This is a genomic window from Delftia sp. Lp-1 (genome assembly GCF_020523835.1).
Lineage (GTDB): Bacteria > Pseudomonadota > Gammaproteobacteria > Burkholderiales > Burkholderiaceae_C > Comamonas > Comamonas acidovorans.
In genome coordinates, this window is sequence record NZ_JAJALJ010000002.1 from 257,024 (window position 1) to 274,421 (window position 17,398).

Below are 17,398 nucleotides of genomic sequence, written 5' to 3' on the forward strand. Positions count from 1 at the left end.
GGGGGATGACCCGGAAGGGATCAGGCCTTGGCCAGCAGGGAGCCCAGGTCCTTGCCGGAGATCAGGGCGATGCCCTGCTGCTTGGCCCAGGCGGCGGCATTCTCGGCCGGGGGCTGCAGCGACAGGTAGCAGACCGTGGCCGCATCGCGCGCCTGGCCTGCGGCCAGCAGGGCGCGCAGCGGCTCCATGCCGTGCACGCCGGCCTTCCAGCGCTTGGCGCTGGCCACGGTGGTGCGGCCTTCGCGTTCCAGCACGAAGTCGGCGCCGTCCTTGTCGGACAGGCGGGTCACGGTGTAGCCCTCGGCCTGCCAGGCGCGATCGAGCCGATCGGCGAACTCGCGCCAGCTTTGCTGGGCGGCGATCTCCAGAGCCTGCTCCACCTTGGCGGGGCTGGGCGCGCGCAGCTGGCGCCAGGCGGCAACGCAGCCTATGCCGAAGAAGGGCAGGGCGGTGATGGCGGCGAACGGCGCGATGTCCTTGGGCAGCAGCGCCGTGGACACCAGGGTCACCAGCGCGGCCAGCGCGATGCTGATCCACCAGCGCGAGCGCAGCAGGATCGCGAACAGGGAGTTGTGGGCCATCTTGAATTTCACGGGGCGGATCTTTCGCGGAAAAAGGCGGGAACAGGGGCCACAAAGGCAGCAAGGCCCGCATTGTCTCGCGTGAGCGAGGGGATGGTGCCTTGGATAGACTATCCGGCTCTAGGAGTAATCAAAGCAATGGCAGTCACAGAACAAGCGCTCTTGGCCGCGCTCTCCAGCGTGCTCGACCCCCACACCGGCAAGGACTATGTGAGCACCCGCGCCCTGCGCAACCTGCAGGTCACGGGGGCCGACGTGGCCTTCGACGTGGAGATGGGCTATCCGGCGCAAAGCCTGGTGCCGGCGCTGCGCGGCCAGTTCGTCGCGGCGGCCAAGACCGTCGAGGGCGTGGGCAATGTCTCGGTCAACATCACGTCCAAGGTCGCCGCGCATGCGGTGCAGCGCGGCGTGCAGTTGCTGCCGGGTGTCAAGAACATCATCGCCATCTCGTCCGGCAAGGGCGGCGTGGGCAAGAGCACGACCACGGCCAACCTGGCGCTGGCGCTGGCCGCCGAGGGCGCGCGCGTGGGCATCCTGGATGCCGACATCTACGGCCCCAGCCAGCCCATGATGATGGGCATCTCCGGCCGCCCCGAAAGCCCCGACGGCAAGACCATGGAGCCCATGGAAAGCCATGGCGTGCAGGTCATGTCCATCGGTTTCCTGGTCAACAACGACCAGGCCATGATCTGGCGCGGCCCGATGGCCACGCAGGCGCTGGAGCAGATGCTGCGCCAGACCAACTGGAAGGATCTGGACTACCTGCTGGTGGACATGCCGCCCGGCACCGGCGACATCCAGCTGACGCTGGCCCAGCGCGTGCCCATGACGGGCGCCGTGGTCGTCACCACGCCCCAGGACATCGCGCTGATCGACGCCAAGAAGGGCGTGAAGATGTTCGAGAAGGTGGGCGTGCCCATCCTGGGCCTGGTGGAGAACATGGCTGCCCACGTCTGCACCAACTGCGGCCATGTGGAGCACATCTTCGGCGCCGAGGGCGGCAAGCAGATGGCGGCCGAGTACGGCATCGACTACCTGGGCGCACTGCCCCTGTCGCTGCAGATCCGCCTGCAGGCCGACAGCGGCAAGCCCACCGTGGTGGCCGAGCCCGACAGCGAGGCCGCGCAGATCTACAAGAAGGTGGCGCGCGACCTGGCCGTGAAGGTGGCGCTCAAGGCACGCGATTTCACGAGCAAGTTCCCCACCATCACGGTGAGCCAGGGAACCTGACCCTTCTGGCGCTGCCGGCATGAACCTGCTGACCTCGATGCGGTATCTGGCGGCGCTCAACGAGCACCGCCATTTCGGCCGCGCGGCGCTGGCATGCCATATCACCCAGCCGGCGCTGTCCAATGCGCTGCGCGCGCTGGAGGAGGAGTTCGGCACGGTCATCGTGCGCCGGGGCCGCTCGTTCGCGGGCTTCACCCCCGAGGGCGATCAGGTGCTGGCCACGGCCCTGGCCATGCTGCGGGCCGAGGAAGGCCTGCGCCAGGAACTGAGCGCCGCCGCCGGCGCGCTGCGCGGGCAGCTGCGCATGGCGGCCGTGCCCACGGCCATGCCCATGCTCACGCGCTTTGCGGCCATGCTGCGCGAGCACCATCCGGGCATCACGCCCGTGGTGCTGTCCATGAGCTCGGCCGAGATCGAGAGCGGGCTCGAAGACCTGTCCCTGGACCTGGCCCTGGGCTACAGCGCGCGCATGCCGCCGCGCGGACCGCGCCTGCAGTCCTGGCCCCAGTACGAGGAGCATTACTACCTGCTGTGCCGCGAGTGCTGCGATGTGCAGGGCGAGGGCCGGCCCTTTGCCTTTGGCGCCGACATCGCCTGGCGCGAAGTGGCCGGCATGCCGCTGTGCCTGCTCACGCCCGACATGCACAACCGCACGGTGATTGACGAGGCCTTCGCCGCCGTGGACATGGCCGTGCAGCCCGCCATGGAAACCAACTCCGTGCTGACCCTGGTGATGGCTGTGGCGCAAGGAACGGATGGCATGACCACCGTGCTGCCCGGCGCCATGGTGGCCACGGTGCGCCACATGCCGGGCCTGGTGGCGCGGCCACTGCGCTCGCCCGAATTGGTCACCCCCATAGGCTTCATGGCCCAGCAGGGCGTGGCGCCCACGCGCGCGCTGCAGGCCGCGCTGCAACTGCAGGACGACGCCGGTTGGCGTGCGCAGTGCCTGCGGCATGCGGGGGCGCTGGCGGGTTGAGCGCCCTTCGCTGGAAGCAGCGACCGGGAGTGCTGTCGGTTGGGTTTCTTCCGGCACAGGCAAGCATCGTTCAAAGGCCGTAATATCATTCATATCAGAGCGCTTGCATGCTACAAGCACTCGTATGAGAATATTTTGATGGCAACTGCAACCAATCTTCCCGTTGATCGGGCCATCAAGGCACTGGGCCAGAGCATTGAACTGGCGCGGCGGCGGCGGGGGCTGTCGCAGGCCGATCTGGCATCCCGCATGGGCGTTTCGGTCAGCACCGTGCGCCGCCTGGAAGATGGCCACCCCGGAATTGCGCTTTCCTATCTGGCAAGTGCCCTGCAGGTCTTCGGTGAGTTGGAGAAATTGCGCCTGCTCCTGGACACCCCGACCGACTCCGTCGGACTGGCACTGATGGATGCGCAACTGCCTGCGCGCATCTACAGCAAACGCCGCAAGGCACCCAAGGCGTTCTGAAGGGCGAATGCGACATGGTGACGCGCTCCGCTGCAATGGTCCACAACATGAAGTCGGAACTGGACGTGTGCCTGGGCAAGGCGGGCACGGCCGTGGGCAGGCTGGTATTCGTGCGCAACGGCATGCGCATGTTCACCCAGTTCGCCTACTTCCAGGACTGGCTGGGTCACAAGGATGCGTTCAACGTCTCCCCCGATCTCGCGCTCACGCCGATCTACCAGACGCGCAAACCAGAGACCCGGGAGGACTCCTTGTTCTTCCTTGCGCTGGGAGACACGGAGCCGGATGCCTGGGGGCGGCGTGTCATTGCCCGTGCGCATGCCAAGCGGCGCGAGAAGGACCCGGCTCTTGGGGCACTGACCGAACTCGACTACCTTTGCGCCGTCGATGACTTCAGCCGGATGGGCGCCCTGAGGTTGCGCAGTGCGCAAGGCGTCTATCTGGAGTCCGTACGCGCAGGGCAGACTGCGACGCCTCCGATGCTGGAACTGGAGAAAATGCTCGCCTCCTCGAGGGCCGTGGAGCTCGGCAGGGAGTCGGCCCAGGATCTGGCCTACCTGCGGGGCAAGGCGACCTCGCTGGGAGGCATGCGCCCGAAGTGCAGCATCCTTGATGAAAAGGGGCATTTGGCGTTGGGGAAATTCCCCAGCGTTCAGGACGATCGCAATGTGACGCGTGCCGAAGTCCTGGCGTTGAAACTGGCACGCCTGGCCGGCATTGATGCTGCACAAGCCCATGTGGTTGCCGTGCATGGCACACCTGTGGCGGTCATTCGCCGTTTCGACCGTGGGCCCGGGGATACGCGCATTCCCTACATATCCGGCGCCACACTGCTGCAGGCGAGTCGGCAGCATGAACACGCGTACACCGAGGTGCTCGCGCAGATGAAAGGGCTGAGCGCGAACTACGTGGATGACGCGCGGCAGCTATGGCGGCGCCTGGTGTTCCATCACCTCATCACCAATGTCGATGACCATCTGCAAAACCTGGGGTTCCTCTATGTAGGGGACAACCAATGGCAGCTTTCCCCGGCATTCGACATCAATCCCATGCCGGAAAAGAACCGTGAGTCCAAGACATGGTTGAGCGAAGACACAGGCCCTATCACCAGCATGGCGCAGTTGATGGGCCAGGCCTCGCAATTTTCACTGAGCCGCGACCAGTCGCTGGCGATCGTGCGCCAGGTTGTCGAGGCCGTGTTGCAGTGGCGCGTGCTGGGCCTGTCTGCGGAGGTTGGAATGACCGCGCAGGAGCTCGATGAGTTTGCCCTGGCGTTCGACCACCCAGACCTGGATGACGCCAGGAAACTGGCGGGCCTGTGAGGGCCTGGACGGTTTAGGCCGGCTGTGCCCGCTGGCCTGCCAGCGCAGTCTCTGGCGTGGCGTTCGGCGCGGCATTCAGTGCGGCGCGCACCACGTCGGGCGTGAAGGGCGCGGCGTAGAAGCGCCGGCCGGTGGCGTCGAACAGCGCATTGGCCAGCGCGGCCGGGCCGGGGACCGAGGCCGATTCGCCAGCGCCCATGGGGGGCTCGTCCTGGTGCGGCATCAGCACCACTTCGATGGGAGGCAGGTCGCGGAAGCCGATGATGGGGTAGCTGCCCCATTCGCGGCTGGCCACGCCTTGCGCATTGAAGGCGACCTTCTCCATCAGGCTGCGGCTCAGGGTCTGGATGACGTTGCCGTGGATCTGGTGGCGCACGCCGTCGGGGTTGACCATCATTCCCGTGTCCTGGCCCACGACCAGGCGCCGCACGGTGATGCGGCCGCTGGCGGGGTCCACGTCGATGTCGATGACCCAGGCGGCCCAGGCCGCGCCGAAGCCGGGAAAGCGGCTGTGGATGTAGCGCGCATAGGCCACGCCGCGCCCGTGCAGCAGGCCGTCGGCGCCGGGGCGGCCCCGGCTTCCCGGCTGGTTTTGCTGCCAGCCCGCGTGGCGGGCCGTGGCCTCGATCAGCTCGACGGCGCGCGGGTCATCGAGGTGGCGAACACGGTAGTCCACGGGATCGGCACCGGCGGCATGGGCCAGCTCGTCGATCATGCAATCGTGGGCAAAGGAATTGGGCAGGGCCGAGACGCCGCGCAGCCAGGACGAGCGCACGATGGGCGCCATGTCATGGCAGGTGATGCGCTGGCTGGCATAGCGGTAGGGCGGCACGGCGGTGCGGTCGCCCATCTCCAGCGTGCGCGGCTCGCCCGGGATGCGGCCCGTGAGCAGCAGGGCCAGCAGCGGCGCGTCGTTGGAGGGGTAGCGCACGGCAAAGTCGTAGGCCAGCAGTTCGCCCCGGGCATCGATGGCCGCGCTCACGTCCATGAGCTGGGCCGTGCCCTTGGGCTCCCACTGGTGTTCCTGCTCGCGCGTGAGCTGTACGCGCACGGGCGCACCCACGGCCATGGACAGCAGGGCGGCGTCGGCGCAGACATCGTCGGCGCAGTTGCGGCCGTAGCAGCCGGCCGCCTCCAGGCGCACGATCTCGATGCGGTCCTCGCCCAGTTGCAGCAGGCGGTCCAGGTCGGTGCGCAGCATGTGGGGGTTCTGCGTGCCGGCCCAGAGCTTGAGACGGCCCCCGCTGAAATCGGCCACGGCGCAGGACGGGCCGATGGAGGCATGCATCTGGTAGGGCCAGACGTAGCTGCGGCGCAGTTCGGTGGCCGCACCCGTGCCGACGCCCGCGAAGGCGTCGTCCACAGTGCCCTGGTCCACCAGCGCACGGTGTTGGGCAGGATTGGCGCGGATGGCTGCGGCCAAGTCAGACAGATCGGGTGCCGGCGGCACGGCCTGCCATTGCACGCGCAGCGCGCGCATGGCGGCAATGGCCTGTTCCTCGCGGTCGGCGACCACGCCGACAAAGTCGCCTTCGGTGACCACCTGCACGTTGCCGGGCAGGTGGGCCACGGAGTCGCGCTCCACGGCCACTAGGCAGCGGCCGATGAAGCTGCCGCCGTCGCGGCCCGGGTGTGGCGGGCGGATGACGCGGCCATGGCGCATGCCGGGCATGCGCACATCATGGACAAAGCTCAGCTCGCCCGTGGCCTTGGCGGGGATGTCCACGCGCGCCGCGCCGTGGCCGACGAGCCGGTATTCGCTGGCGGGCTTGAGCTTCACTTCCTGATCGGGCGGGGCCAGCGTCAGCTGCAGTTGCTGGCCGCGCAGCAGATCGCCATAGCCGAGTTCGCGGGCATCGCTGCCATCGGCAAAGCGCACCGCGCCTTCCCGTGCCTGGAGCCGGTCCGCCGCCACGCTCCATCGCTGCGCGGCCAGCGCCAGCAACTGCTCGCGCGCCTGGGCGGCGGCGCGGCGCAGCGGCACGGCCGAGATCTGGATGCTGGCGCTGGCAATGGTCGGGCCCTGGTTGGGCGCGGCGGCCGTGTGGCCCAGCACCATGTCCAGGCGCGCCAAAGGCACTTCGAGTTCTTCCGCCACGATCTGCGCCAGGGCCGTGCGTATGCCTGTGCCCAGGTCCACATGGCCGTTGAAGGCCAGGGCGCGCCAGCCCCGGGGCGCGGCTTCGTCGGCCAGCACGGCTACGAAGACCTCGGGCGTGGACTGCACATAGTCGGTGGCCGTGCCTGGCTGGCCGGGCGCAGGGCGCGGCGGCGCCACGGGCTGGCGCACCACAAGCAGGGTGTCGGCTCGCGTGAGCAGCTGTGCGTGCAGGGCTTGGGGCTGGGGCAGGTTCATGGGGCGGTGTTCTTCGCGGACACGCTTTCAGGCGTGCCCTGTGCATGTTATGCACTCCGGGGCCGGCTGCGCAGGGCCGGCCCCATAGGCGCGTTGACGCGGTGGGATCAACCTGCGGCGAGGGCGTCGGTGTCGGCGATGGCCTGGCTCAGCGGCATCACGGCCGCGTACTTCTGGGCCATGTCGAACAGGTTGGCCTCGTGCGGGCCCAGGGCGCGGTCGCCGCAGCAGTCGGCCACCACCAGCGGGCGAAAGCCCGACTGCATGGCATCGACCACGCTGGCGCGTACGCAGCCGCTGGTCACGCAGCCGGCCACCAGCAGGGTCTGCACGCCGCGCTGGGCCAGCCAGGGTGCGAGCATGGTGCCGAAGAAGGCCGAAGGCGTGCTCTTGCGCACCACGTATTCGCCAGCGGCCGGGGCCAGCTGGGGCACGATGGCGCTGTTGGGGCTGTCTTCCTTCAGGGTCAGCATGCCGGGCACCTTCAGGCAGAAGATGTTGTGGTCGGCATCGTCGTCCGAGAACACGATGCGGCTGTGCGCCACGGGCCAGCCGCGCTCGCGCGCATGGGCCAGCAGGTGCTGCGTTTGCGCGATGGCTTCGGGGATGTTGCCGCCGCCGAACACGGCCGGGTCGGCAAAGCCGTTGACGAAGTCGATGATGAGCAGGCCGAACGGGGCCTTGAGCGGCAGCGGCGTGCCGAAGCCCTGGCGTGCATAAACCGAGATGTCAGCAGAGATGTCGCCCTGCACGCCCTCGGTGGGAACGCTCTGCGTGCTGGTGCTGGTGGTGGCGGTGGCGGTTGTCATGCGATGTCCTTTCCTTGCTTGGACCTTTTGGCGGCGCGCGCCAGTCCTTCCTCGTCCTGCACCACGCCGTTGATGACCGTGGGCTTGCCATCCAGCGCCACCGAGCAGTGGCGCATGGGGATGTCGATGTGGCAGGCCGTGGTGCGGCTGCCCCCGGCCTCGTTGTTGGGGCCCATGGACCACAGGAAGTTGCCCTCGAAGGCACGGGCGTCCATGCCGATGTGGGTTTCCTTGTTGTAGTGGGCCAGCATGGACCAGTGGGCGCGCGGCTGCAGCCCCCAGCCGATGTGGGAGACGGCGTAGGCCTCGGGGTCCTCGTAGGAGGCCATGTACTCCTTGAGGATGTCGGCCTGCAGGCCGCCGCTGATGCGCGTGACGTAGCCCTTTTCGATGATGAGTTCGATGGGCTCGGTCACGTAGTCCTTCATGGGCAGCAGGATGTCGCCACGGTCCAGCACCACGCGGCCGTTGCTCTCGCCCTCGTCGGGCCAGGTCAGCACGAAGCCGCTGGGCCAGTGGTCCCAGCGGCCGGGCTGGTCCACGAAGCCGTATTCGCAGATGGCCGGGAAGCTGCCCAGGCGGCAGCGCAGGTCGGTGCCCGCGGCCGAGGTGATGTGCATTTGCCCGGCCGCCTCGATCAGCTTGGATGCGGCCTGCACGCGCGCACGGTCGCCCTCGGTGGGCACCAGGCGGCACAGCACCTCGGGCGGCTCGACGGCCAGCAGGATCTTGGTGCCGGTCTGCAGGATCTCGTGCTGCTCGGGCGAGAACAGCAGCGTCATCAGGTCCAGCACCAGGTCGCTGGCCTTGAGCGCGGCGATGGCGGCGGGGTTGCCGGTCAGCGGCGTCGTGCCCAGGTAGGCCAGCGAGTCGCGGCTCAGTGATTTTTCGGCATTGACGGGCGGCAGGTCCAGGCGGTTGACGCGCGCACCCATTTCGCTGGAGGCGGCAATGGCGCAGCGCAGTGTCTGCGGGTGCGTGTCGGCGCCCGTGAGCACGGTGACGGTCTGGCCGGCTTCGAGCCGGGACAGCGTGAGCACCTGCTTCCAGGCGTGGATCAGATCGATATCGCTGACGGACATGGTCGGCTCCTTGGTGTCGCGATGGATGGGAGTGGGCTGCGGTTGGACATTCAGTCCACCCGCGCGCCGAGGAAATCGCCCAGGGCCGAATAGAAGCCGGCCTCGTTGTCCCAGGGAATCATGTGGCCGGCATTGGGCACGCGCACATGCTCGGTCTGGGGTGCCAGGCCTTGCCACTCGGCCACGTCCTCGCTGCGCACCACGTCGCCGCGCTCGGCCGTGACCAGCAGCAGCGGGTGCTGGATACGGGGCAGGTCGGCATGGATGTCGTCACGGCCGAAGTCCTCGAAGCTTTGCACGATGGCCGGCTCGTGGCAGGTGTGCAGCCACTGGGCGCGCAGCTGGCGCTGCTCTTCGGTCCAGGTGGGGCAGAAGGCGCGCATGGCCTCGGCATCCATGCCCAGCGTGGCCTGGCGGATGGAGTCCACATACCAGGGCAGGGCGGCCGGGTAGGCGCGGCGGCCGGGGCCGGAGACCGGCGGATCGACGATGACCAGGCGCGTGAGCCCCACCGGCTGGCTGCTTGCGGCGCGCACGGCGATGCGCCCGCCCATGGAGTGGCCGACCAGCGCCCAGCGCTGCAGGCCCAGGGCCTGGGCGAAGGTGGCCACGTCGGCGGCCTGGGCATCGAGGCTGTAGTCCAGGCCCGGGCCGGAGGACGACAGGCCGCGCCCGCGCACATCGAGCACATAGGTGTCGAACTGGCGGCCCAGGTGCTCGGCCACGAAGCCCCAGGTCACGGCCGGGCTGGTGATGCCGGGGATCAGGATGACGGCGTCGCGCTGCGCGCGCTCGCCCTCGGCGCCGCCGTAGCGCAGGTAGTGCTGGCGGATGCCGTTGGCGTGGACGTTGCCGCCGTAGCGGAATGTGCTGGGGGTGGGGGAGCTGGAGTGGCTGGTCATGCGTGTGTTCCTCAGGCCTTGGCTGCGCTGGTGCCGGTGTCGTAGGGATAGGCGCCCGACAGCAGCGCGCCCGCGCCCGGCACCACGGGGTCCAGCCCCAGTTCCTTGAGGATGGCATAGGTGGTGGCGATGGAGGCGGTCAGCACGGGCTTGCCGGTCTGGGCCTCGACCTGGGCCACGGCCGGCAGCGAGGGCATCTGCACGCAGGCCGACAGCACGATCACATCGGCGTCGGCGTAGTTCATGCCGGCCACGATGCCGGGCAGCTTGGCGGGGTCGTGGCGGCCCACGTCCAGGTTGTCGGGGATCTCCAGCGCACGCCAGTCCACGATCTCGAAGCCTTCGGCGGCCACGTAGTCCATGACCAGCTGGGTCAGCGGAATCATGTAGGGCGCCACCAGGGCGATCTTCTTGGCGCCCATGACCTTGAGCGCTTCCACCAGCGCGCCGGCGCTGGTGATCACCGGGGCGGTGGCGCCATTGCTGGCCGTGCGCTCGGTCAGGCGCTGCTGCGAGACGCGGTGGTAGCCCTTGCCCATGGCCATGATGGCCACCAGGCAGGCATAGCCCAGCACGTCCACGCGCGCGTCGCTCAGCTCCAGCGCGCAGCGGTCGCTTTCGGCGTCCATGGCGGCCAGCTCCTCCTTCTGGACCTTCTTCATGCGCATGCGGCTGGAGTGGAAGGTGAAGCGGTCCTGCGGGCGCAGCGTGGAGTGGGCCTGCAGCATGGCCGGCACTTCGGTCTCCATGGTGGTGTTGGAGCTGGGGACGATCTGGCCGATGCGGAACGTTTTGGTCATGGACTTGCCTTTGCGAAGTTTCGAGGGTTTCTGATCAGAATCAACTGAGTGTGTACGCTTTATTCTTGCAAAAGACGTGCCGCCTTGCAAATGAGAATTTTCTCGGGGTTTGTACTGATTTGGTGCAGAAATTGCACCAAAAATGGCGAACTTCAATTTATTCTGCCGCCCTATGGTGCATGCGTCGATTTGAAAAATTCGAGCGCATACACCTGAATTAAGTGTTTTGTTGCCTGGCACGCTTCCTGCTCTACACCCTGCAAGGACGCGCCGAAGCAACGGTTGCCCCGTCTGGCTTTCAACATTCCTGCAAGGAGAAAACTGTGTCTCAATCCCCTCGAATCGCCGTTGTCGGCGCCGGTCTCGGCGGGGCTGCAGCTGCCAAGCTGCTGCTCCAGGAAGGCTTCAATGTCCGCGTATATGAGCAGGCGCCCAGCTTCTCGCGCCTGGGAGCCGGCATCCACGTCGGGCCCAATGTGATGAAGATCCTGCGCCGCATCGGCATCGAGGACGCGCTCAACGAGCAGGGCTCGCATCCCGACTACTGGTACAGCCGCCACTGGCAGACTGGCGACGTGCTGGCCCAGATTCCGCTGGGCGACTACGCAGTCAAGGAATACGGCGCCAGCTACCTGACCGTGCACCGTGGCGACTTCCATGCGCTGCTGGTCGAGGCCCTGCCCGACAGCGTGATGGCCTACGGCAAGTTCCTGACCAAGGTGGAGGACCGCGGCAACGTGGTGGTCATGCACTTTGCCGACGGCACGACCGAGGAGGCGGACATCGTCATCGGCGCCGATGGCGTGAACTCCCGCATCCGCGAGGAACTGCTGGGCCCGGAGCTGCCCAAGTACGCGGGCTACCTGGCCCACCGCGCCGTGTTCCCCACGCCCGAAGTCAAGGCCGGCATGCTGCCCTTCGATGCCTGTGTGAAGTGGTGGAGCGATGACCGCCACATGATGACCTACTTCGTCACCGGCAAGGCCGACGAGCTGTACTACGTGACCGGCGTGCCCGTCGAGAAGTGGGATCTCAACGACCGCTGGCTGGAAAGCAGCAAGGAAGAGATGCGCGAGGCCTTCTCGGGCTGGCATCCCACCGTGCAGGCACTGATCGACGCCACCGTGGAAGTGACCAAGTGGTCGCTGCTCGAACGCGATCCGCTGCCGCTGTGGAGCCGTGGCCGCCTGGTGCTGCTGGGCGATGCCTGCCACCCTATGAAGCCCCACATGGCCCAGGGTGCGGCCATGGCCATCGAGGACGGCGCCATGCTGGCGCGCTGCCTCAAGGAAGTCGGCGCGCACAACCATGAGCTGGCCTTCGCGCTGTACGAAGCCAACCGTGCCGAGCGCGCCAGCAAGGTGCAGCGCATCTCGCACGACAACACCTGGCTGCGCACCAACGAAGATCCGTCCTGGTGCTTCGGCTACGACGTGTTCAACGTGCCCCTGGTCGAGCCCAAGGTCAAGGCAGCGGCCTGATACTCGCTGCCTTGCCGGACGAGGGGAGGGGAGGGAATCCCCCCCTCCTGTCCGGCCGCAGAACGCCGACATCCTGAACCGCAGCCAAGTTGCAAGAGCCTCGTCCCATGGGAACCCCAGTCCATCCAAGCAGTACCCCCAGCCCCATCCGCCTGCAGGTCAATGCACGCGCATGCGAGGTGCCGGCAGCGCCCGGGACGGCGCTGCTGCATGTGCTGCGCAATGACCTGGAGCTGAACGGGCCCAAGTACGGCTGCGGCCTGGGCGAATGCGGCGCCTGCACGGTGCTGATCGATGGCGTGGCCGCGCGTTCCTGCGTGATCCCCGTGCGGGCGGCCGTGGGCCGCGAGGTCACCACGCTGGAAGGCCTGGGCTCGCGCCAGTGCCCCGGTCCCACGCAGCAGGCCTTCATCGACTGCCAGGCGGCCCAGTGCGGCTACTGCCTCAACGGCATGATCATGACCGTGGAGGCCCTGCTGCGCCGCAACCCCAAACCCACCGAGCAGGAGCTGCGCAACGAGCTGCACCACAACCTGTGCCGCTGCGGCACGCATGTGGAAATCATGCAGGCCGCCCTGCGCGCCGTGCAGCTGCGTGCGCAACGCGCCGCGCTGCAGGCACCCTCCGGTTTTCCATCTTCCAGCGCGGGCGAGGTCCAGCCATGAGCCCGGCCGGCCACACTCCCGCCCTGCCTTCCGACCTGCTGCACGGTCTGGCGCTGCGCCCGCCCGTCGCGGCCTGGGACGGTCTGCGCTACCGGGGCAGCGTGCCCCTGCATGCAAGGCTGCAGGACGCCCAGGCCATGGCCGGCGTGGTGGCCGCGGTGCAGCGCGGGCATTTTCTGGGCGTGGTGGCCGTGGCGCCTGTCCATGCCCGGCAGGCCGCTGCCAGCCTGGCCCCTGCCTGGGATGACCGGCAGGAAGCCAGGGCCGCCAGCGCGCCCCGTGCTGCCGACAGAACCGACAAGGCCGACAAGGCCGACCTGCCCGATGCCGGCCGCTATGTCTGGCGCATGGCGGCGCCCGTGTCTTGCGAGGGTGTCGCACGCGCAGCCGTGTGGTGCCTGGACGGCCATGCCAGCGTCTGGCTGCCGCCCTGTGACGCGGATGTGCGGCAGATGATCGGCCGTGAACTGGCTGCACTGCTGCAATGCCCCGAGTCCGCGCTGCGGCTGTTCAGCCTGCCGGCCACGGCGGCCGGCACCCCGCATGTGCTGGATCTCATGGACGCAGCGGCCGATGCGGCCCTGCTGTCCCAGGCCGTGGGCCGGCCTGTCAGCGTGGCCTGCGAGGCCTGGACTGCTGCGGGCAGCGCAGACAGCCGGGAGCTGGTGCTGCGCGTGGGTGCGCGGCCTTCGCAAGGCCTTGAAGCCGACACGGCGGTGCAGCCTCAGCCGGGCAATGCATCGCCGCAGCCAGACCTGCTGCTGTCCGACACGCCCTGGGCCGTGCGCCCCAGCATGGCGCGCCTGCTGAGCCAGCCCGAGCTGGCGCGCGCCGCGGCCCTGGCCACCGTGCTCGATGCCGGCGAAGTGCATGAACGCAGGCTGGCCGCCAGCCTGCGGCATGCCGGCCTCGATGATCTGAATGCCGCCCAGGTCTTTGCCCGCGAAAGCCACTGGCATGAGCAGGCGCTGGACCAGGGCCGTGATCCGCTGCAATGGCGGCTGCAGCACCTGCCCGAAGGCCCGGTGCGCGATCTGGCCCGGCAGGTGGCCGAGCGTGCGCAGGCATCGCAGCAGGCACCGTCGCACGAGGGTGCCGACGGCCGCCTGCTGGGCCGGGGCTTTGCCACCGCCCAGCTGCAGACCCTGGACGCGCAGGGCGCCGATCTCCATGCCTGGAGCGCCTGGGTGGCCGAGGTGGCCGTGCACCCGCAAACGGGGCAGATCGAAGTGACCCGCGTCGTGGCCGGCCATGACAGCCGCAGCCTGCAAGCGGCGCAGGCCGCCAGCACGCGGCCCGAGATCGTCCAGCAGGACCCGCAACTGCTGGCCGACGCGCGCCGGCTGCTGGGCGCGGCCCCCGCTTTTGACGACTGGGCAGGGTCCACAGCTTCCGCTGCTTCTTTCGACGTGATCGCCAAGCCCGGCTCCGACCTGGCGCAGCATGCGCCCGGCGATGTCGCGGTCATCCGCCAGGGCGATCTGGCGCTGGACGGCGTGGCCACGCTGCCCGCCGCCGCCGCCATTGCCAACGCCATTCACCATGCGACAGGCGTGCGCCTGCGCGAAGTGCCCTTCCAGCCCGAGCAACTGCGCCTGGCCCTGGCGGGCGAGGGCGCCAGCAAGCCCGGTGCGGCGCGGCCCGGCCGTGGCCGGGGCTGGCTGGCCGCAGGCGCTGCAGGCCTTGCCGGCATGGCCGCCATGGCCTGGCCGCTGAAGCCGGCCCTGCCGCTGACCGACGGGCCCGACGTTTCCCTGTACTCGCCGCAGGCCCTGGAGCGCGGCCGCCTGGTGGCGGCTGCGGGCGACTGCGTGGTCTGCCATACCGCCCCGGGCGGCGCGGCCAATGCCGGCGGCTTCGGGCTGGAGACGCCGTTCGGCACCATCTACTCCACCAACATCACGCCCGACAACGAAACCGGCATCGGCCGCTGGTCCTACGCGGCCTTCGAGCGTGCCATGCGCCACGGCATCCACCAGGATGGGCGCCAGCTGTATCCGGCCTTCCCGTACACGGCCTTCGCCAAGCTCAGCGATGGCGACCTGCAGGCCCTCTACGGCTACCTGATGTCCCAGCCCGCCGTGAAGGCCAAGGCGTCCGAGACGCAGCTGGCCTTCCCCTACAACCTGCGCCCCGCCATGGCGGGCTGGAACCTGCTGTTCCACGACGCCACGCCGTTCAAGGCCGACCCTGCGCGCAGCGCCGAATGGAACCGGGGCGCCTACCTGGTCGAAGGCGCGGGCCACTGCGCGGCCTGCCACTCGCCGCGCAATGCGCTGGGTGCCGAAAAGACCGGCATCCACTACCTGGGCGGCGGCGAGGCCGAAGGCTGGACGGCGCCCGCGCTCAATCAACTGGCCGGGGGCAAGCTGCCCTGGAGCCGCGAAGAGCTGTACCAGTACCTGCGCACCGGCTTCTCGGCCCGCCACGGCGTGGCGGCAGGCCCCATGGCGCCCGTCATCCACGGCCTGGCCCAGTTGCCCGAAGCCGATGTGCGCGCCATGGCCACTTATCTGATGGAACTGCCGGGCCAGGCCCCACAGGCCGCCCAGGCCGCCGCCCCGGCCATGCCGGCGCAGGCCGCCGTGCAGGCGGCGGCGCCTGCGGCTCCACCTGCCAGGGCCCTGGACCGCCACGCCAATGGCGAGCGCATCTACCAGAACGCCTGCGCCGTCTGCCATGAGGCGGGCAGCGGTCCCACATTGTTCGGCGTCAAGCCGCAGCTGGCTTTGAACACCAACCTGCACGCGGCCAGCCCCGACAACCTGGTCCAGGTGATCCTGAACGGCATACAGGCGCCGGCCGACGATGCGCTGGGCTACATGCCCGGCTTCGGGGACAGCCTGGACGACAGGCAGATCGCGGACCTGCTCGGATATTTGCGCGAACGATTTGCACCGGAGGAAAAAGCTTGGCCAGACGACACGAAGACGATTAACCGGCTGCGCATGCAGGCACAGGCGCATGCGCACTGAGGGCGGCAATGGGCAGCAATGGGCGGCGGCATGGGCGATGCCGCGGATATGGACACCTTGCCCTGGAATCTCTCCAGGGCCTGGGTCCTGACATCTGATGCTGGGGACGGGTGATGGGCAACAACGGGCGGCGCTGTCGATGTGCAGCCTGTCCGCAATGCGCCCATCGCCCGGATGCAGAGACCGACATCCGGAAATTTTTCATCGGGCCGTGGAGATGGCGCCGAGGGAGCGGTTCGCTCCGGATGTGTGAAGGGTGGAAGGCACGGCAGGAGACGGCAACACAAGCTGAACGGCCTTGCCTGGGAAAAGACAGATTCAACAATTGCGATGGCTAGAAAAGGAGTCCCTGCATGTCATCTACATACATTTCGGTGGAAAAAGGCATCCAGACAGCGGGTGTCGGCAAGTTCCAATATCGGCTGTTCGTCATCTTCGGGCTGGTCTGGCTGGCCGACGCCATGCAGGTGCTGTCCATCGGCTTCAGCGCGCCGTCCATTGCCAAGACCTTCGGCAAGACCGTGCCCGAGGCGCTGCAGACCGGCACCTTCTTCTTCATCGGCATGCTGATCGGTGCCTTCGTCTTCGGCCGCCTGGCCGACCGCATCGGGCGCCGCCCGGTGCTGATGATGGCCGTGGTGATCGATGCCTTTGCGGGCGTGGCCTCGGCCTTTGCGCCCGAGTTCGCCTGGCTGCTGGTGCTGCGCTTCATCACCGGCATCGGCGTGGGCGGCACGCTGCCCGTGGACTACACCATGATGGCCGAGTTCCTGCCCAGCGACCGCCGCGGCCGCTGGCTGGTGCTGCTGGAATCGTTCTGGGCCGTGGGCACCATCTTCCTGGCCATCCTGGCGCTGGTGGCCGTGTCCTGGGGTGACGATGCCTGGCGCGTGATCTTCTTCGTGACCGGACTGCCGGCGCTGATCGGCGTGGTGCTGCGCTTCTACATCCCCGAGTCGCCCATGTTCCTCAACCGCAACGGCAAGTCCGAGGAGGCGCGCAAGGTGCTGCAGCGGGTGGCCAAGGTCAACGGCACCACAGCGGAAATCCCCGCCCTGCAGCCTGAAAAGCAGGAGCGCAAATCCATCCTCGCGCTGTTCAACGGCGACCTGCGCCGCCGCAGCCTCTCGCTGTTCCTGGCCTGGGCGCTGATCTCCATCGCCTACTACGGTGTCTTCGTCTACCTGCCCGTCAAGCTCAGCAGCGAGGGCTTCGCCTTCATGCGCGGCCAGGTCTTCCTGGTGGTGCTGGCCCTGGTGCAACTGCCGGGCTTTGCGCTGTCGGCCTATGGCGTGGAGCGCTGGGGCCGCAAGCCCACGCTGATCGGCTTTTTGCTGCTCAGCGCCGTCGGCTGCATGTTCTACAGCCTGGGCTCGTCGCCCTTCGTGGTCATCGGCTCCACCTTGCTGATGAGCTTCTCGCTGCTGGGCACCTGGGGCGCGCTGTATGCGTTCACCCCCGAGGTCTACCCCACCGACCTGCGTGCCAGCGGCATGGGCATGGCCGGCGCCGTGGCGCGCTTCGGCGGCCTGTTCGCCCCGGCCATCATTGCGCCCATCATGGCCACCCACTTCACCCTGGCGCTGGCCGTGCTGTCTGCCATGTTGGTGGGCGGCGCCCTGTCGATCTGGGCCGTGGATGTGGAATCGCGCAACCGGGCGCTGGATTGACGCCGAGAAAGAACTTCGAATGGAAAAGGTCTGCGCAAGCAGGCCTTTTTTCATGGGGTCCCCAAATGAGGATCAGGCCTT

General features: G+C 68.2%; 14 protein-coding genes. 8 read left to right on the forward strand and 6 right to left on the reverse strand.

Annotated elements, in window-relative coordinates; all coding sequences use genetic code 11:
* Nucleotides 1-20: 20 nt before the first annotated feature.
* Nucleotides 21-581: a restriction endonuclease gene (locus tag LGR64_RS17915; RefSeq protein WP_034398227.1), complete on the reverse strand. Its 561-nt coding sequence runs from the start codon at nt 579-581 to the stop codon at nt 21-23.
* Nucleotides 582-719: 138 nt separating this feature from the next.
* On the opposite strand from LGR64_RS17915, the gene apbC reads away from it, so the two are divergent.
* The 4 genes from apbC to LGR64_RS17935 all read left to right on the forward strand — a co-directional run bounded on the left by apbC (nt 720) and on the right by LGR64_RS17935 (nt 4,577).
* On the forward strand, nt 720-1,811 hold the full coding sequence (gene apbC / locus LGR64_RS17920) for an iron-sulfur cluster carrier protein ApbC (RefSeq protein WP_012203771.1): 1,092 nt from the start codon (nt 720-722) through the stop codon (nt 1,809-1,811).
* Nucleotides 1,812-1,830: 19 nt separating this feature from the next.
* On the forward strand, nt 1,831-2,790 hold the full coding sequence (locus tag LGR64_RS17925; RefSeq protein WP_141829932.1) for a LysR family transcriptional regulator: 960 nt from the start codon (nt 1,831-1,833) through the stop codon (nt 2,788-2,790).
* 138 nt (nt 2,791-2,928) lie between these two features.
* The gene (locus tag LGR64_RS17930; protein ID WP_013803898.1) at nt 2,929-3,255 is read left to right on the forward strand and encodes a helix-turn-helix domain-containing protein; all 327 of its coding nucleotides are present in this window, start codon (nt 2,929-2,931) and stop codon (nt 3,253-3,255) included.
* 47 nt (nt 3,256-3,302) lie between these two features.
* The gene (locus tag LGR64_RS17935; protein ID WP_034398229.1) at nt 3,303-4,577 is read left to right on the forward strand and encodes a type II toxin-antitoxin system HipA family toxin; all 1,275 of its coding nucleotides are present in this window, start codon (nt 3,303-3,305) and stop codon (nt 4,575-4,577) included.
* 13 nt (nt 4,578-4,590) lie between these two features.
* Here LGR64_RS17935 and LGR64_RS17940 read toward each other — a convergent pair whose 3' ends face one another.
* The 5 genes from LGR64_RS17940 to LGR64_RS17960 form a co-directional block, all read right to left on the reverse strand.
* Complete coding sequence (locus LGR64_RS17940) at nt 4,591-6,933, reverse strand: xanthine dehydrogenase family protein molybdopterin-binding subunit (RefSeq protein WP_230356383.1); 2,343 nt, start codon at nt 6,931-6,933, stop codon at nt 4,591-4,593.
* 107 nt (nt 6,934-7,040) lie between these two features.
* On the reverse strand, nt 7,041-7,742 hold the full coding sequence (locus LGR64_RS17945; RefSeq protein WP_230356386.1) for an N-carbamoylsarcosine amidohydrolase: 702 nt from the start codon (nt 7,740-7,742) through the stop codon (nt 7,041-7,043).
* Complete coding sequence (locus LGR64_RS17950) at nt 7,739-8,824, reverse strand: 2,5-dihydroxypyridine 5,6-dioxygenase (RefSeq protein ID WP_141829925.1); 1,086 nt, start codon at nt 8,822-8,824, stop codon at nt 7,739-7,741. The genes LGR64_RS17945 and LGR64_RS17950 overlap by 4 nt, the downstream gene beginning before the upstream one ends.
* A gap of 50 nt (nt 8,825-8,874) precedes the next feature.
* Nucleotides 8,875-9,726 (reverse strand): alpha/beta fold hydrolase, encoded by an 852-nt coding sequence (locus LGR64_RS17955; protein WP_230356387.1) that lies wholly within the window; start codon nt 9,724-9,726, stop codon nt 8,875-8,877.
* An 11-nt stretch (nt 9,727-9,737) separates the two neighbouring features.
* Nucleotides 9,738-10,526, reverse strand: coding sequence for a maleate cis-trans isomerase family protein (locus tag LGR64_RS17960; RefSeq protein ID WP_012203777.1), 789 nt, complete (start codon nt 10,524-10,526; stop codon nt 9,738-9,740).
* A 323-nt stretch (nt 10,527-10,849) separates the two neighbouring features.
* On the opposite strand from LGR64_RS17960, the gene LGR64_RS17965 reads away from it, so the two are divergent.
* The 4 genes from LGR64_RS17965 (at nt 10,850) to LGR64_RS17980 (ending at nt 17,317) form a co-directional block, all read left to right on the forward strand.
* Nucleotides 10,850-12,007, forward strand: a complete 1,158-nt coding sequence (locus tag LGR64_RS17965) for an FAD-dependent monooxygenase (RefSeq protein WP_012203778.1) — start codon at nt 10,850-10,852, stop codon at nt 12,005-12,007.
* Between the two features lie 107 nt (nt 12,008-12,114).
* Nucleotides 12,115-12,672, forward strand: a complete 558-nt coding sequence (locus tag LGR64_RS17970) for a (2Fe-2S)-binding protein (RefSeq protein WP_230356389.1) — start codon at nt 12,115-12,117, stop codon at nt 12,670-12,672.
* A complete protein-coding gene (locus tag LGR64_RS17975; RefSeq protein WP_230356391.1) occupies nt 12,669-15,647 on the forward strand; it encodes a cytochrome c in 2,979 nt (992 codons plus the stop codon). The genes LGR64_RS17970 and LGR64_RS17975 overlap by 4 nt, the downstream gene beginning before the upstream one ends.
* Nucleotides 15,648-16,000: 353 nt before the next feature.
* Nucleotides 16,001-17,317, forward strand: a complete 1,317-nt coding sequence (locus LGR64_RS17980) for an MFS transporter (protein ID WP_012203781.1) — start codon at nt 16,001-16,003, stop codon at nt 17,315-17,317.
* The last annotated feature ends 81 nt before the right edge of the window (nt 17,318-17,398 follow it).

Bases quoted from the DNA above. Each gene is read 5' to 3' on its own strand.
- LGR64_RS17915 (WP_034398227.1), bottom strand. From the start codon at position 581: ATGGCCCACAACTCCCTGTTCGCGATCCTGCTGCGCTCGCGCTGGTGG.
- apbC (WP_012203771.1), top strand. From the start codon at position 720: ATGGCAGTCACAGAACAAGCGCTCTTGGCCGCGCTCTCCAGCGTGCTC.
- LGR64_RS17925 (WP_141829932.1), top strand. From the start codon at position 1,831: ATGAACCTGCTGACCTCGATGCGGTATCTGGCGGCGCTCAACGAGCAC.
- LGR64_RS17930 (WP_013803898.1), top strand. From the start codon at position 2,929: ATGGCAACTGCAACCAATCTTCCCGTTGATCGGGCCATCAAGGCACTG.
- LGR64_RS17935 (WP_034398229.1), top strand. From the start codon at position 3,303: ATGAAGTCGGAACTGGACGTGTGCCTGGGCAAGGCGGGCACGGCCGTG.
- LGR64_RS17940 (WP_230356383.1), bottom strand. From the start codon at position 6,933: ATGAACCTGCCCCAGCCCCAAGCCCTGCACGCACAGCTGCTCACGCGA.
- LGR64_RS17945 (WP_230356386.1), bottom strand. From the start codon at position 7,742: ATGACAACCGCCACCGCCACCACCAGCACCAGCACGCAGAGCGTTCCC.
- LGR64_RS17950 (WP_141829925.1), bottom strand. From the start codon at position 8,824: ATGTCCGTCAGCGATATCGATCTGATCCACGCCTGGAAGCAGGTGCTC.
- LGR64_RS17955 (WP_230356387.1), bottom strand. From the start codon at position 9,726: ATGACCAGCCACTCCAGCTCCCCCACCCCCAGCACATTCCGCTACGGC.
- LGR64_RS17960 (WP_012203777.1), bottom strand. From the start codon at position 10,526: ATGACCAAAACGTTCCGCATCGGCCAGATCGTCCCCAGCTCCAACACC.
- LGR64_RS17970 (WP_230356389.1), top strand. From the start codon at position 12,115: ATGGGAACCCCAGTCCATCCAAGCAGTACCCCCAGCCCCATCCGCCTG.
- LGR64_RS17975 (WP_230356391.1), top strand. From the start codon at position 12,669: ATGAGCCCGGCCGGCCACACTCCCGCCCTGCCTTCCGACCTGCTGCAC.
- LGR64_RS17980 (WP_012203781.1), top strand. From the start codon at position 16,001: ATGTCATCTACATACATTTCGGTGGAAAAAGGCATCCAGACAGCGGGT.